Genomic DNA, 14,844 nt, shown 5'->3' on the forward strand with positions numbered 1-14,844 from the left:
GTTTTTGGCCCTTTATTATTTTTATACTCTGTAGCAAACCAACACTGCCAACGCATTTAGCGGTTTAATAACAATCCCCGCAAACACGTAAAACGTCTAGCTATCGGCTTTGTTGTTATGGAATCTAAGGTAACAACCATGATCAAAAATTAAAAATAATATTTTTTCTCAATAGTATAGGTATAAACTATAGATATTTTTAAGTCATAGAAGGTGAAAATCATGAGAATTGATCCACGAGGACTGCGTCTATTTCTAGCCGTTTGCCGGGAGGGCACTATCAGCGGTGGAGCTCGCGCTGAACACCTATCACAGCCTTCAGTTTCCGTTGCGATAAGCCAGTTAGAAAGCGCACTAGGAGCCAAATTATTTGATCGTTTTCGCCAGGGAATTCAGTTAACACCTGCCGGTGAAGCCTTGTTTAAACGGGCCGAAGCCATCGAAAATTTGATGGACACAGCCCATCGAGAAGTTAAATTATTGGGCGAAAACATTACTGGCCCACTCGTTCTTGGTGGCACGCCAGGTGCACTCGCCACTCTCGTCCCACAAGTCATTAATAATTTCACCAAGTCCTTCCCACGATTTGAACTGAGAATATTGGAGAGGCCCGAACCTGAACTCCATCGACTATTGCGCAGTTACGAAATCGACATTGCAGTACTAACGGCTGGAATGAAAGAAAGCCCTAGAGATATGAAGGAATTAGCGGTCATGAGCGATACTTTTGCCATTATCGCCGGCCGCAGTAACGACCACTTACCTAACGAAATATCGTTGGTCGACCTCGAAGATGCTAAATGGGTATTACCGGATGCTGTTGGTGGATTTCGTCGACAAGTCGACGCCTTGTTTGTCAGCGCCAAAGCACCCATGCCGCAAGATGTTATTCGTTGCGATTCCCTGCTCACCACCAAGTCGATCGTTCGTCACACCGAATACATCACCGTTTTACCAAAACAAGTCGCGATGCCCGAACTCGAATCGGGTTCACTCCGCGCAATAAGAATTCGAGAAGCTACTTTCCAACGCAAAGTAGGACTCATCTGGCTTAAAGAAAGAAATTTTTCTCATCTCGCTCAAGCCTTTATCGAGCATGCGAAAACCGTTTCATAAAATTGACTAATCCGTCTTAAAAACACGAGCTAAGAATTAATTTCACGACACTTTATCAAGATCAATTCAGCGCCAAATCAGCTCCAGCCCAGCAATCAGTAAACATATAGGCTGTAACTATACATTTGGTAAAAATAACTATTTGATATTATGCATCTAGCCGCGAAAAATACACCCAAGATCCGAGGTTAGGAGCGAGGAGCCAAGTCCACATGCGAACAATTATAAAAAATGCACTGATATTTGACGGCAGCGGATCAAAGCCTTACCCGGGCACTGTTTGTATCGTCGATGAGCGAATAAGCGAAGTCTCTTCACACTCCATCACTGCACAAGCGGAAGACCATGTTATCGACGCGCAGGGCATGACGTTGATGCCTGGTCTTGTCGAGGCCCATGCCCACATCACCTGGCCTTCGTCGGTCGAAAAATTTGTTCCGGGAATGTACTTGCCTCCCGAAGAGCTCGCGCTTACTGCAGCGCGAAACGCGCGAATATTATTGGATCATGGATTTACCAGCGCATACTCTGCTGGTGCACTTAGCAAAACCTTAGAAATCACTTTGAATGAACACTTTAAAACCGGCGGAATGCCAGGCCCCCGTTTCATTCCCTCCTCGATAGAACGCGAACCACCTAGCGACAATGAATTAAATCCCGGCCAGGTCGAAGAACATGATCGCGGCCCGGAAGGTATGAAAGCGTTCGTAAAAGAATGTGCTGAACTCGGTGCGAAGGCGATTAAATTTTTAATTTCCGGTGAAAGCGCGTTAAAGCCAGGTGCTTCTCATGAATTACTTTACAACGAAGAAGAGTTAATGGCAGCGGGTGAGCAAGCGCGAGAATCGAATGTGTGGTTGACAGGGCATGCCCATGCAGCAGAGGCGGTAAAAATGGGCGTGCGTAGTGGTTTCAGAGTGCTTTATCACTGTACTTACGCAGATGATGAAGCCATCGATTTATTAGCATCGCGCAAAAACGATATTTTTATTGCGCCCACTATCGGCATCGTGCAAGCAACCTTAGATGCGTCCCCTCCTCCGCATATGGATATGACGCACATGAAAGAAGATGCAGCGATTGTCCTCGAACATCAAAAAGCGCTTGTGCCGAAACTTCGCGAACGCGGTTTGCGTTTGTTACCCGGTGGTGATTACGGTTTTCCTTTTAATCCCAATGGCCGCAACGCTCGCGATTTAGAATTATGGGTTCAACATTTTGGCTACACACCCGCAGAAGTTTTACATGCTGCAACGGCATTGGGCGGCCAACTCATGGATATGGGCAATGAGCTTGGACTGATTAAAGAAAATTATTTAGCGGACTTATTACTAGTGGACGGCGATCCAACTCAAGACGTGGCAATTCTCCAAGACAAAAATCGATTAAAAATGATTATGCAAAACGGTCGTTTTTATAAAGCACCGGCGGGTTTCATTAATAATAATTAGTAAGGCAAGATAGATGTTTGATGTAGCAATCATTGGTTGCGGGCCAGTCGGCGCGATGGCCGCTAACTTACTCGGCAAAGCAGGACTTGAAACACTCGTCATAGAAAAAGAAGCAAACCCTTTTCCGCTTCCTCGCGCAGTACACCTCGATCACGAAATGATGCGCCTGTTTCAAGCCGCCAATGTAATAGACAAAGTTAAAGCGGACATGCGCGATACTGAAGGACATCTTCATGTCGGCGCAGATCACGGAGTGATTCGATACATGGGCACCGTTGGTCTCGATAGACCTTTTGGCTGGTCCAATGATTACTTTTTTTATCAACCAGAGCTTGAAGATCATCTTCGCAATGCATTGTCAAAATACGAAAATGTTGACCTTCGCTTGGGCACTGCGTTTATTAGTGCTACACAAAAAGAAAACCAAGTCACACTCACACTCAAAAATTCTAACGACGAATATCAAGAAACTGCCCGCTGGGTTATTGCTTGCGACGGAGCAAGTAGCTCCGTGCGGAATAGCCTCGGCATTCAACTGGATGACCTACACTTTGAAGAACCATGGCTCGTCGTCGACGCCGACGTTGATGGTCCCGTTCAATTTCCCAATTTAACCGGCGTACCCGCCGAAGCCAATTTGCAACAACTCTCAGTTATGATGTGCGATCCATCTAGACCGGCAACAATAGTTCCAGGGCGTGGAAATCTTCGACGTTGGGAATTAATGTTATTACCAGGCGAGGATGACAACGAAATGATGAAGCCGGAAGTCGTTGCCGAACTGCTTAAACCTTGGCTTGAAGGTGTTCCGCATAAAATTGTTCGAGCATCCACTTATCGCTTTCATGGCTTGATCGCGGAACAGTGGCGCGACGGTAATATTTTTTTAGCGGGTGATGCGGCGCACCAGACACCGCCATTTTTTGGCCAAGGTATGTGTCACGGCTTACGCGACGTAGCAAATCTCGCATGGAAAATGTCGATGATTCTCCAAGGTACCGCGCCAGAAAACATCCTCGATACTTATCAAACCGAACGCGACCCGCACGTGCGTGCCGTCATCTCAGCCGCCGTCGAAGCCGGTCGTTATATTTGTATTTTAGACAAAGAAAAAGCTGCACAACGAGATAATGAAATACGTAGCCAAAGCAAAGCGCAATCTCTTGCTAGTACAGCGGCGGAATTAATACCCGCTATAACTAACGGAATCGTTGCCTCGCATACAACTCATGCGGGTGAGCGTTTTATTCAGCCGAAAATGAAGCTAGAAAATAATCATCTAGAAAATAATCGTGAAATACTGCTTGACGACGTAACCAAAAATAGTTGGCGACTATTCGTCAAGGACACAAACATTGCGTCGGGCGCAAAAAAATTCATCAGAGACTATTTATCTGATGTTGATATCAGTGTTTACAATGCATCATCGTTAGCTGACCAAGGTGCAATTCTAAAATGGCTTGAAGATAGTCAACTAACAGGCGTATTGGTAAGACCGGATTTTTATATTTTTGGTACTTGTAGAGATTCCTCAACTCCCCTTCTCAAAGAATTTTCTGAAAAACTGAAAAACCCGAACCCAGAACATAAAAATGTCGCTTAAACTTTTAAGATCTTCAGCACAGATTTGACGACGAAACATTTCAATTCGAGAAACACTTATGAACATCACGCTAGAACAAGCAGACGCGGTAATCGCTGCAACGCTTAACGAAGCACGCAATCGGAATGTCAAACCCTTGGCGGTAATGATTCTCGATTCTGGCGGCCATCCGGTTGCATTTCGTCGCGAAGACCATGCGAGTTTGTTTCGCTACGACATAGCCAAAGCTAAAGCCGCAGGTGCACTTGGCATGGGTAGCGACACAAAAGCACTCGCCGAACGGGCAGCTAAAAACCCCACGTTTTTTAACAGTTTAAGTGCAGTAACTAACGGCAACATCGTTTTCGCACCCGGTGGTGTTTTGGTTCAGAATACGAACGCTGAAATTATCGGTGCCATTGGCATCAGCGGTGATACAGGAGAAGTTGACGAAATTTGCGCACGCGCGGGAATCACTGCTGCCGGATTACAGCATGGGGAATCACTATGAAGCTACGGAGTATCGAATTAGTATTGCCCGATGCACATAAAGCGGCAGATTTTTTGATGAATATATGGCGAGTCGCACCCGCGGCCACTAAAAAACATATTCACTATCTTCGCGGCTCCGGCACCTTTCCTTACCTTGTCGCGCTTGAAGAGGGTACAAAATCTTTTGTTCGCAGCGTCACTTTCGTGTGTAGCGAAATGGAACTAGAGCAAATAAAAAAAAATATTAGCGATAAAAAATTAAATGCCAAACCTGAAACTTCCTCGGACCTTGGTGGAGGAAAAGGAATTATTGTGGAATTACCCGAAGGTGAGTTACTTCGGTTTTTAGTCGGCGCAGAAGAAGTCAAACCCATTGATGATATAGATCTGCCGGTTAAACTCACCCACGTCGTATTTAATGCCGAAGATGCCGAAAAAAGTGGCAATGCAGTTGAGGAAATTCTAAATTTCAAAGTATCTGATCGCACCAAAGCGATGGTTTTTGTACGTTGTAATGATTCTCACCACAGCACCGCCTTTGCTCGGGCCGGATTTAGTTCTCTCAACCATATTGCATTTGAAATGAAAGATGTCGATGCCGTAATGCGCGGCGTTGGCCGTCTTCGTGATTCTGGCATGGCGCCTGCGTGGGGCCCGGGTCGTCATGGTCCGGGGGATAATGTGTTCGCTTATTTTATAGCACCCTTTGGCGCTGTCGTGGAATTCTCAACCGCTGTGAATAAAGTGAAAGAAGATTATCCTGTCGGCGCTCCCGACGATTGGACTTGGCCTCCAAACCGTATCGATCAATGGGGACTATCCGATAAAGATGTCGAAGGCTTAAAAAAAGCAGAAGCGAACTTTCGATTCTATCGAGATTGGGAACCACAAACCCTTGTATAAACTTTATCTGGTTCATGAGGTTTACAAGTGCGCGATTTTTAGAACATACATTTAATTAAAAAATTCAAAGGAAATCATTGAATGAAGTACCTAAGCTTTATCCGTCCCAATGGCTCGAGTGCCTACGGCCGCCTTGAGGGCGATACCGTTTACGATTTGGCTACAAACAACAGTGCTCCGATGGATTTAAAAACGGCGATTCAAAACAATACACTTAGTCAATTAGAAATTGGCGCGGCCTACCCTTATAACGAACTGCGTTTATTACCAGTCATACCCAATCCAAGCAAAATTTTTTGCATCGGTTTAAATTATGAGACCCATCGCCAGGAAACTGGTCGAGCTAAAGCCGATCACCCCGCCATCTTCACACGCTTTGCCGACAGTCTAACCGGACATGGCCAGCCCATCCTAAGACCAAAAGTGTCTACTGATCTTGATTATGAAGGCGAACTCGCCATCATTGTCGGAAAGGGTGGCCGTAACATATCTGAAGCAGATGCAAAGAATCATATTGCCGGCTATGCCTGTTTTAACGACGCTTCAATTCGAGATTGGCAATGGCATACCCATCAATTTATTCCGGGCAAAAATTTTCCCAGTACTGGCCCTCTTGGCCCGTATATGATTACACCCGATGAGGCCGGAGTATTAGACAATGTACATGTGACAACCCGCCTCAATGGTGATGTCGTTCAAGATCAAGCAATTGGCGAGATGATTTTTCCAATTCCCGAAATAATTGCTTATCTTTCAACATTTACGCCGCTGTATCCCGGTGATGTTATCGCTACAGGAACCCCGGGTGGTGTTGGTGCAAAACGAAAGCCCCCTTTATGGATGAAGGCCGGTGACACCATTGAAGTAGAAATTGGTCCGATGGGTATTTTAAAAAATACAATTGTTGATGAATAAATATAAACATTAATTAAAGAACTTAAGACTAACACCCGATTTACAAGCCTAAGCACACTACAAAAAGTATCGTTACCCTAACCGCTACTCTACCTGGACAAATAAGTCATGAAACAGTCGAACATTATTCGCCAAGAAATAGCATCACTAGGTAACGAGCTTGGTCCGCAAGTGCTTTCTAAGGTTCTAGATTTGTATGAAGACGAACAACAAACTTTAGTAAAAAAATTTCCGGCAACAGCAAAGAATATTTCCTACGGCAACCATGAACGGCATGTATTCGATGTCTACGCTCCTTCGAACCCGTCAGACAAACCAGTGCCCGTCATTGTCTTTGTTCACGGCGGCGGTTTTTTAAAAGGAGACAAAGGCTCCGACGAACATTGGCACAATTCCAACGTTGGCAGAATGGCTGCGCAAGCGGGCTTTCTCGGTATTGTAATGAATTACCGTCTCGCGCCCGATTTTATCTGGCCATCCGGTGGAGAAGATGTCGCAGCAGCAATCAAGTATTTAAATACTAAGGTCTCAAAATTTGGAGGAGATCCCGAGCGTATATTTTTGATGGGTACATCCGCTGGTTCCGTTCACATCACAACCTATTTACAACTGTACCCTGAACTTAAAAACATTCGCGCTGCAATTTTATTATCTGGTCTATACGGTTTTACACCTCTAGATGAACGCGACACGCTTTATTATGGCGATCATTTTTTGTATTCCTCTCGCATGCCTCTGAATGCAATTTCCCAAACGCGCATTCCTCTCCTACTAACATGCGCAGAGTTTGATCCGCCACGATTTCAAACTGAGTTCTCCGCCTTGCTGCAAAAGAGAATTATCACTCAGGGACAAATGCCGCGAGCGATGATCGTCTCCGGACACAACCATTATTCACTTAGCATCCATCTAGGAACGCGAGACACTCGTTTGGCGGATGAAATTTTTTCTTTTATTGAGGATAACTCTTAGGTAAAAATAATTTTCACTTTTCCTTAGCAACACGATAACAAATCTAGCTACGACGCTTGTTTAAAATAGTATTCCCGATTTGCAACCGCAATCAATAAGTTATGCTATCTAACCCATAATGAATTTTCCAAAACTCTTATTAAAACACTCTATTAAAATACGGAGATTATAATGACCAAAAGGCAACAGTATTTGTTAACACCCCTCTTAGCCACCGGCTTACTAGTTGCGTCAAATTTCATCTCTACCCTTACTTACGCACAGACGAGTTTGATCGCACAATCTGGCATTGCAGAAGTTAAGACTGATGCAGGAAACATCCAGGGCTTCATTAAAAATGGCATCACTACTTTTCGCGGAATACCTTATGCGACGGCAGAACGTTTCATGCCACCCAAAAAGATAGAGCCTTGGAAAAATACTCGCCGAACCTTGTCTTATGGCAACATCTGCCCACAAACCATCAGCTCGCAATTACGTGAGCCGCAAACTTTCGTTGCCGACACACAATATTGGCCCGCATCAGAAAATTGTCAGAACTTAAATGTGTGGACGCAATCGTTAAGCGACAATAAAAAACGTCCGGTGATGGTTTGGCTTCATGGAGGCGGATTTGTTAGCGGTTCGTCCATGGAATTACCGCTCTATGATGGCGCTAACCTGACAAGGTCTGGCGATGTGGTTGTGGTTTCCGTTAATCATCGTCTCAATGTACTCGGATTTCTCGACCTATCTGCTTATGGCGAAAACTATAAATATTCTGGCAATGTCGGCATGCTCGACATCGTCGCGGCCTTACAGTGGGTTAAAAATAATATTGCGCAATTTGGTGGCGACCCCAACAACGTTACTATTTTTGGTCAGTCCGGTGGTGGCGCAAAAGTGGCGACCTTACTCACGACGCCCTCCGCAAAAGGCTTATTCCATAAGGCGATCGTACAAAGTGGTGCACCCGGCGGTGTGATGCGAACTGGGCCAGATAATACATTGGCTCGCCGTGTTGCCGAACTCACCTTAGAATTTTCCGGTGTAAAAAGCACAGAACTAGAAAAACTAAGTGAAATCTCCTACGACGAATTAACGTCGGCAGCAAACCAAGCATTAGCAGCCGTATCACAAGAACAAAGATCGGGTCCTGGCCTGCTCGGCGGTCCAGGCATCAGTTGGGGACCAGTCATCGATAAGGATTTTTTACCGGTTTCGCCTTTTGAATCGCAAGCGCCGGAAGTATCTAAAGGCATTCCCCTGATGGTAGGCAGCACCTTGTCCGAATTCGAAAATATTAATCCACACGTAGCAGCGAGACGCAATTGGAGTGTTGATCAAGTCAAAGAATTTCTACAACAAATGCGTGGTGAAAATGCAGAAAAAATTTATGCAGCCTACGAAAAAGCCTATCCAGAATTAGCACCCGCTGTTCGCCTGTCAGTCGAGTCTATGTTTCGCTCGGGTGTATTGCGTACAGCGGATCTGAAAGCGAAACAAGGTGATCCTGTTTACAGCTATATTTTTGCTTGGCGCTCTCCGGTTTTGGATTACGCTTGGGCCGCGGGACACTCTGCTGAACTTTCTTTTATCTTTGACAACTTCGAATTGGGAATCCAATCTCACGGTGGTGGGCCTGTCGTGGAAAAATTACATGAACAAATGAGTCAAGCTTGGGCGCGCTTTGCACACACAGGAAACCCAAATCATCCAGGTATGCCGGAGTGGGCAATCTACACGGAGCAAAACCCTGCAACCATGGTGTTTGATGACGAACCGGATTTGCGAATTGATTTTGACACTGAATTAATTAAATTATTGTCGGTTCGACCTGAGCGATAAAAAAACTTACTTCGATTTGAGGCGCGGAATCTAAGGAACTCGAGCGTCTCAATAAAAAGGGTAAAAAAATAAAGCGACATTTCGTTCTAGGTGAGCGAAAGAAAAATACGAAATGCTCGCTTTAGTTTTTCTATCGAGATATCAACCTCAAAACAAGATCCAACATTATGGCCTAGCTCCCAGTCCTAGTTAGTTTAAGCCCCCTGCGTTAACTCTGGGGACCGAACCTTTCAAGCCATAAAAAACGATGTAGAGGTAACAAAATATTGGAAGAATAAATGCAAGCTGAATGCCTAATAGATCAGCGAGCATACCTTGTAACAACGGCACGAGTGCGCCACCGACAATTGCGAGGCATAAAAGACCAGAACCCCTTGAAGTATCTCCGCCAAGTTGTGCAATGGCCAAACTAAAAATTGTCGGGAACATGACTGAGTTAAATAATCCCACTGCTAAGATTGACCACATTGCTATTTGACCGTCGGTGACGATGGTAATTAGAACCAACAAAGCTGAGGCGGTAGCATTAAAACTCAAAACATAAGGTGCGGGCACGCGATGCATTATCGCAGCGCCGATAAAACGCCCCACCATCGCCCCACCCCAATAATAACTAACGTACTTCGCTGCCTCTGCTTCTTCCAATCCCGCGATATTATCTTCACCTAAAAAATTCACCAAAAAACTTCCAATCGAAACTTCAGCACCCACGTAAAGAAAGATACCGAGGGCGCCTAGTACAAGATGAGGATAATCCAGAAGGGACATGTTTTTGTTTTTAGATTCGGGTGCTAGGGTTTGGTTGGTATCGGAAACGCTCGGTAGTCGAATGAAGAGAAAAATTAGCGCTAAGATAAAAAATAAGCCACCCAAAAATAAATACGGCATCTGTACGCTTTGCGCTTCCATCATTCGCGCTGTTTCAGTATCAGTATTCGCGAGCTCGGTGGTAACTATACCTAGAATAAGTAAAGTCCCAAAAATGGGCGCCAAGGTCGTTCCCAAAGAATTAAATGCCTGTGTCATGGTTAAACGGCTTGATGCAGTCTCTGGTTTACCCAGGACCGTGACATAGGGGTTAGCAGAAACCTGTAAAACCGTTATCCCCGTGGCCAAGATAAATAAAGCCATCAAAAATACAATGTATGACAACTGACTTGCCGCCGGATAAAAAACCAAACAACCGATACCTGCAATAACCAATCCCGTGACCAGGCCCTTTTGGTAGCCCACCTTTTTCAAATAAATACCTGCAGGAATGGATGCAATAAAGTAAGCACCAAAAAAACAAAACTGAATCAGCATCGCCTGGGTATAGTTTAAAGAAAATGCATTTTTTAAATGGGGAATGAGAATATCATTCAGGGCGGTCATAAAACCCCAAATAAAAAACAAGGAGGTAAGCATTATCAAGGGGAAAAGATTTGATTGTTTAGCTAAACCAAGGTCGTCCTTAGAAACGCTTTTCGGATTCGCTGCAGAGGGAGTGTTATCTATGGACATATACGCACCTGTTTTTATTTTTTTAAGGGCATGAAATCTGAATTCATACGCTTTAGAAAGCGATTTTATTGAGCTGCCCATTAAAGCCAAAATTGACAACGCTGTCAATTATACCTAGTATTGCCTGTTAAAAAACACCTTTCATTGCCACGATAGAGGCCTCAAAAACACCGTGATAGAACCTATTATCGTCGCCGACATAGGCGGGACTTATGCTCGCTTCGGGATTGCTCGCTTTAACTCCGACTTCGCCTCTTCAACTACGCCAACTGAAGCGCTATCTATTGATTTCCAAGCGACATTTACCTGTGCTGACTTCAGCTCATTTATCGAATGCGCAACGCACTATCATAAAAGCCTTCCGGATATGACTATTCAAAACGGCTGCTTCGCCTTTGCTGCTCCTATTATGGGAGACGAACTTAATATGACGAATAATCATTGGCGAATATACTTTCCAGAAGTCAAAACAGCGCTTGGACTAAAACGCTTAGAAACGATGAATGATTTTGCTGCGCAAGCTTGCGCAATTCCTCATTTAAAAACAGAAGAATTATCTGTCATCAAAACCGGGGAGCTTATTTCAGGGGCGAACAAAACAATTCTTGGTCCGGGTACGGGGCTAGGTGTTGGTGCCTTGGTAAATTGCAAAGGTATTTGGAACCCGATAGCGGGAGAAGGCGGTCACGTTGGATTTTCCTATCCAAACATACTTAGCCAAGACGTACTTAATGCACTTCATAATGAACACCAGTCGCTATCCTTGGAAATGTTGTTGAGCGGTACAGGCTTAGTGAATATTTATCGCGCGCTGTGTAAAGTAAACGGAATCGAAGTAAAGAACTATGACGAGAGTGATATTTCACAATTGGGAACCTGTGAATCTGAATCTGACCCGCTGTGTAAAAAAACGCTTACATTATTTTGCGAGATACTCGGTGCTGCCGCTGGTGATTTAGCCTTAATTAATGGTAGCAAAGGTGGTGTTTATCTTACTGGTGGCATCCTTCCTCGCATTGAAGATTTTTTAAAAGCGAGTCAGTTCACCGTGACATTTAATCAGAAGGGAAAAATGACGCATTTCCTAGATAATATTCCCGTGTTTTTAGTGAAAAAAAATAACCCTGCTCTGTACGGTGCGGCAAACTGGTTTTTAGACAACAACCCTAGCTACAACTCCACGAAAGATCCCATCAATTACTCCACAAAATAATCCACCAACAATCTTTAATTGTTATTTATTGGATTAAAATTTTCGTAAAGATAATTTATTAGCGAACGTCAATATTTTCGCTAAGCCGGATATCTCTCGAAGAAGCACCAACATGTATTGTTCTTTCCCCTATCAGACGCTGCCAAGTATGCTCATCCGTATTCCATACCGATAATGCACGTGAATCAATTATAAAACTGACGACTGACTTTTCACCAGGAGACAAATACACTTTTTGAAAATCAACAAGCTTTTGCAGCTCAGTATCCACAAGCTCGTTACTGCTTCGCCCTAGATATAATTGTGGCGTTTCTGCCCCAGCACGATCACTGGTATTCTGCACGGAAATAGAAACCTCAAACTCTCCGTCTTTTTCAGTGATCACTAGATCCGAATAACTGAATGTCGAATAATGTAAACCGTGCCCAAAGGGAAACAACGGTTCTACATTATTTTTGTCATACCAACGATAACCCACATAAAGTCCCTCAGAATATTCCTGACGTCCATTCACTCCTGGGTATTGGATTGGTGTATTCGTGGAAACTTCAGTTTCGCTTGCAGGAAAAGTTACCGGTAATTTTCCGCTGGGGTTGGCGTGACCATATAAAAGCGACGCCGTCGCTTTTCCACCTTCTTGGCCTGGATACCACATTTGTAAAATTGCATCGACCTCATTCTTCCAAGGCATAGCGATTGGCGCACCTACATTTAACACGACAATGAGTTTATCTAAATTTTGTTCGGCTAACGCGGTAATCAGCGCATCTTGATAACCTGGAAGTGCCAGTGTTTTTCTATCACCGCCCTCAGTACCTTCGATGTAAGCAAAAACCACAACAGCACTTGCCTTTGCCGCCTGCGCTACGGCATCTGCAATAGTTTTCTGTTGGTGCTCCGGTGTCGACCATGCCAAGCGAATTTCAAATTTATCTCTCGCATCGGCACGGGTTTCTAAAACCGAATTTGAATCAGTACTCGCGTTTATTTCAATTACATAATCTCGGCCCGCTTCTAACGCGACATCGCCCGATGCATTTGTTAAGGCTAATTGCGTAGGAATTAGTGATGCTTGACTAAGCACACCTCGCGAGGTACTCGCAATCGCTTGTCCATCTAAAGTTAATTGCGCCCGCCCGCTATTAACTTGAATTTTAAGCTCATAATTTCCAGTGGTTTCAACGTTTAGAATTCCTCGCCAGACTAGATCTCCGTTGACGGACAAGGCGGCATCACCAACATAGTTAATGCCATCGCTGATTGAAGTCGTACCATCAACTTCAAGCGTCAAGCCGACCTCATTAGAATCTTGCGTCGGCCGCAAGACACTTGCGGGAATCACCGCACCATCGAGATCAACACCAACGGCATAATCGACTTTACCATTTGGCCCAGCAAATTCTTCAATTGCCGCTAAAGGACTGCCGCGCCGAAACGGAATAACTTTCGAACTACCGCCACCACCAATCAATGCGGTACGCGCCGTCGGACCAATCACTAATAAGTTACTGCTATCGTTTGCACTCAAAGGTAGTGCTTGCTTATCGTTCTTAAGCAGGACTGCGCTTTTGGTTGCCACTTCTAACGCAATATTCGCATGTGCTTCTACATCAATATTTTTTTCGGCATCACTGCGTAAAATTGGTTTTTTCAGATTATGTTTTTCGACTAATGTTTTATCGCCATCGGGAAGTGATTCAGCCAATGCTTCTTTCAAAAAACCATATTTTTTCATTTGTACTAGCAAAGGGCGCAAGGCCTGATTAACTGATGCCTCATCCGTATCTCCCGACCGTACCGAGGCAATTAATTTTTCAGAAAAAACCACTGGCGAATTAATCCCTGGCCATTCGTAGCCGGGCATTTCGAGATTGAGACCATTCTCTAAGGCGCTCGCACTATGCCGGGCCCACCAGTCAGTCATCACGAAACCTTCATAAGCAAAGTCGTCGCGAAGCAAGCTTTTAAGAATCGTTGGGTTCTCGCAGGCATACACACCATTCACTTTATTGTATGCACACATAATGCTGGCAACGTCGGCATCAATGGCTGCTACAAAACCTGGCAGATAAATTTCTCGCAGTGTTCGCTCGTCGATGATTGCATCGATGGTGGTACGATTATCTTCTTGATTGTTAGCGACGTAATGTTTAACCGTTGCCATTAAGCCTTTACTTTGAATTCCTTTTATCTCCGCCGCGACAATCTTACTGGCGAGAACAGGATCTTCACCAAAGGTTTCAAAATTCCGGCCGGCACGAGGCACACGAATAATATTCACCATCGGTGATAACAATACATCTTGGTTTCGGGCCTTACCTTCCACCCCAATCACTTCGCCATACTGATAGGCAAGTTCAGGATCAAAACTCGCGGCGAGTCCAATCGGCGATGGCAATCCGGTTGCAGGCAAACTGGTTCGCATACCAGCAGGACCATCAGCCATTCGAAGTGGTGGAATATTGAGTCGCGGCACGCCCCCGACATAGCCAGCGCCATTGAGACCAATGTCTGGATTCGGATCTACATCGCCATGCAACATTCCAGATTTTTCTTCCAAGGTCATTTGCGAAAGCAGCCAATCGACGGTTCTCACATTGGCGTCTGATTTTGATTCCGGCGCTTGACCGCAAGACACAGTCAAAAAAATCATGCCGATGACAGTAAAAACGGGAGAGATATTTTTGAAATTCATTCTTTTACTCACGATGAAGAAATTGCTTTGATTATTATTCTATTGACGTAGCTAACACATTAGGAAATAGCTAAGCGCAGTAGTCTATGCAAAAAAGACAACGTTGTCATTTATTTGTGGCTAAGCCGCAGAATAATGAATAGGGTGCTAACAAACTTCTTAATCACAGAGCACA

The 14,844-nt window shown here is 44.6% G+C and carries 11 protein-coding genes; 9 read left to right on the forward strand and 2 right to left on the reverse strand.

Translation table 11 applies throughout. The features are described 5' to 3' along the window. Positions 1-222 precede the first annotated feature (222 nt). The 8 genes from ACYUCY_RS07775 (at position 223) to ACYUCY_RS07810 (ending at position 9,258) form a co-directional block, all read left to right on the forward strand. Positions 223-1,116 (forward strand): LysR family transcriptional regulator, encoded by an 894-nt coding sequence (locus tag ACYUCY_RS07775; protein ID WP_460225899.1) that lies wholly within the window; start codon positions 223-225, stop codon positions 1,114-1,116. 212 nt (positions 1,117-1,328) lie between these two features. Then, the gene (locus ACYUCY_RS07780; protein WP_460225900.1) at positions 1,329-2,567 is read left to right on the forward strand and encodes an amidohydrolase family protein; all 1,239 of its coding nucleotides are present in this window, start codon (positions 1,329-1,331) and stop codon (positions 2,565-2,567) included. A gap of 13 nt (positions 2,568-2,580) precedes the next feature. Then, entirely contained in the window at positions 2,581-4,170 is a 1,590-nt protein-coding gene (locus tag ACYUCY_RS07785) for a bifunctional 3-(3-hydroxy-phenyl)propionate/3-hydroxycinnamic acid hydroxylase (RefSeq protein ID WP_460225901.1), read from the forward strand. 58 nt (positions 4,171-4,228) lie between these two features. After that, a complete protein-coding gene (locus ACYUCY_RS07790; protein ID WP_460225902.1) occupies positions 4,229-4,660 on the forward strand; it encodes a GlcG/HbpS family heme-binding protein in 432 nt (143 codons plus the stop codon). Continuing rightward, on the forward strand, positions 4,657-5,544 hold the full coding sequence (locus ACYUCY_RS07795; protein ID WP_460225903.1) for a VOC family protein: 888 nt from the start codon (positions 4,657-4,659) through the stop codon (positions 5,542-5,544). Before ACYUCY_RS07790 ends, ACYUCY_RS07795 begins: the two co-directional genes overlap by 4 nt. Positions 5,545-5,625: 81 nt before the next feature. Beyond that, on the forward strand, positions 5,626-6,459 hold the full coding sequence (locus tag ACYUCY_RS07800; protein ID WP_460225904.1) for a fumarylacetoacetate hydrolase family protein: 834 nt from the start codon (positions 5,626-5,628) through the stop codon (positions 6,457-6,459). A 108-nt stretch (positions 6,460-6,567) separates the two neighbouring features. Continuing rightward, a complete protein-coding gene (locus tag ACYUCY_RS07805; protein WP_460225905.1) occupies positions 6,568-7,431 on the forward strand; it encodes an alpha/beta hydrolase in 864 nt (287 codons plus the stop codon). Between the two features lie 171 nt (positions 7,432-7,602). After that, on the forward strand, positions 7,603-9,258 hold the full coding sequence (locus tag ACYUCY_RS07810) for a carboxylesterase/lipase family protein (protein WP_460225906.1): 1,656 nt from the start codon (positions 7,603-7,605) through the stop codon (positions 9,256-9,258). Between the two features lie 189 nt (positions 9,259-9,447). On the opposite strand, the gene ACYUCY_RS07815 is transcribed toward ACYUCY_RS07810, so the two are convergent. Beyond that, positions 9,448-10,761, reverse strand: a complete 1,314-nt coding sequence (locus ACYUCY_RS07815; RefSeq protein ID WP_460225907.1) for a sugar MFS transporter — start codon at positions 10,759-10,761, stop codon at positions 9,448-9,450. 172 nt (positions 10,762-10,933) lie between these two features. On the opposite strand from ACYUCY_RS07815, the gene glk reads away from it, so the two are divergent. Continuing rightward, positions 10,934-11,974 (forward strand): glucokinase, encoded by a 1,041-nt coding sequence (glk, locus tag ACYUCY_RS07820; RefSeq protein WP_460225908.1) that lies wholly within the window; start codon positions 10,934-10,936, stop codon positions 11,972-11,974. 58 nt (positions 11,975-12,032) lie between these two features. Here glk and ACYUCY_RS07825 read toward each other — a convergent pair whose 3' ends face one another. Further along, positions 12,033-14,669 (reverse strand): beta-glucosidase family protein, encoded by a 2,637-nt coding sequence (locus ACYUCY_RS07825; RefSeq protein WP_460225909.1) that lies wholly within the window; start codon positions 14,667-14,669, stop codon positions 12,033-12,035. Positions 14,670-14,844 lie beyond the last annotated feature (175 nt).

The organism is Aurantivibrio infirmus (genome assembly GCF_054767315.1).

Bases quoted from the DNA above. Each gene is read 5' to 3' on its own strand.
- ACYUCY_RS07775 (WP_460225899.1), top strand. From the start codon at position 223: ATGAGAATTGATCCACGAGGACTGCGTCTATTTCTAGCCGTTTGCCGG.
- ACYUCY_RS07780 (WP_460225900.1), top strand. From the start codon at position 1,329: ATGCGAACAATTATAAAAAATGCACTGATATTTGACGGCAGCGGATCA.
- ACYUCY_RS07785 (WP_460225901.1), top strand. From the start codon at position 2,581: ATGTTTGATGTAGCAATCATTGGTTGCGGGCCAGTCGGCGCGATGGCC.
- ACYUCY_RS07790 (WP_460225902.1), top strand. From the start codon at position 4,229: ATGAACATCACGCTAGAACAAGCAGACGCGGTAATCGCTGCAACGCTT.
- ACYUCY_RS07795 (WP_460225903.1), top strand. From the start codon at position 4,657: ATGAAGCTACGGAGTATCGAATTAGTATTGCCCGATGCACATAAAGCG.
- ACYUCY_RS07800 (WP_460225904.1), top strand. From the start codon at position 5,626: ATGAAGTACCTAAGCTTTATCCGTCCCAATGGCTCGAGTGCCTACGGC.
- ACYUCY_RS07805 (WP_460225905.1), top strand. From the start codon at position 6,568: ATGAAACAGTCGAACATTATTCGCCAAGAAATAGCATCACTAGGTAAC.
- ACYUCY_RS07810 (WP_460225906.1), top strand. From the start codon at position 7,603: ATGACCAAAAGGCAACAGTATTTGTTAACACCCCTCTTAGCCACCGGC.
- ACYUCY_RS07815 (WP_460225907.1), bottom strand. From the start codon at position 10,761: ATGTCCATAGATAACACTCCCTCTGCAGCGAATCCGAAAAGCGTTTCT.
- ACYUCY_RS07825 (WP_460225909.1), bottom strand. From the start codon at position 14,669: ATGAATTTCAAAAATATCTCTCCCGTTTTTACTGTCATCGGCATGATT.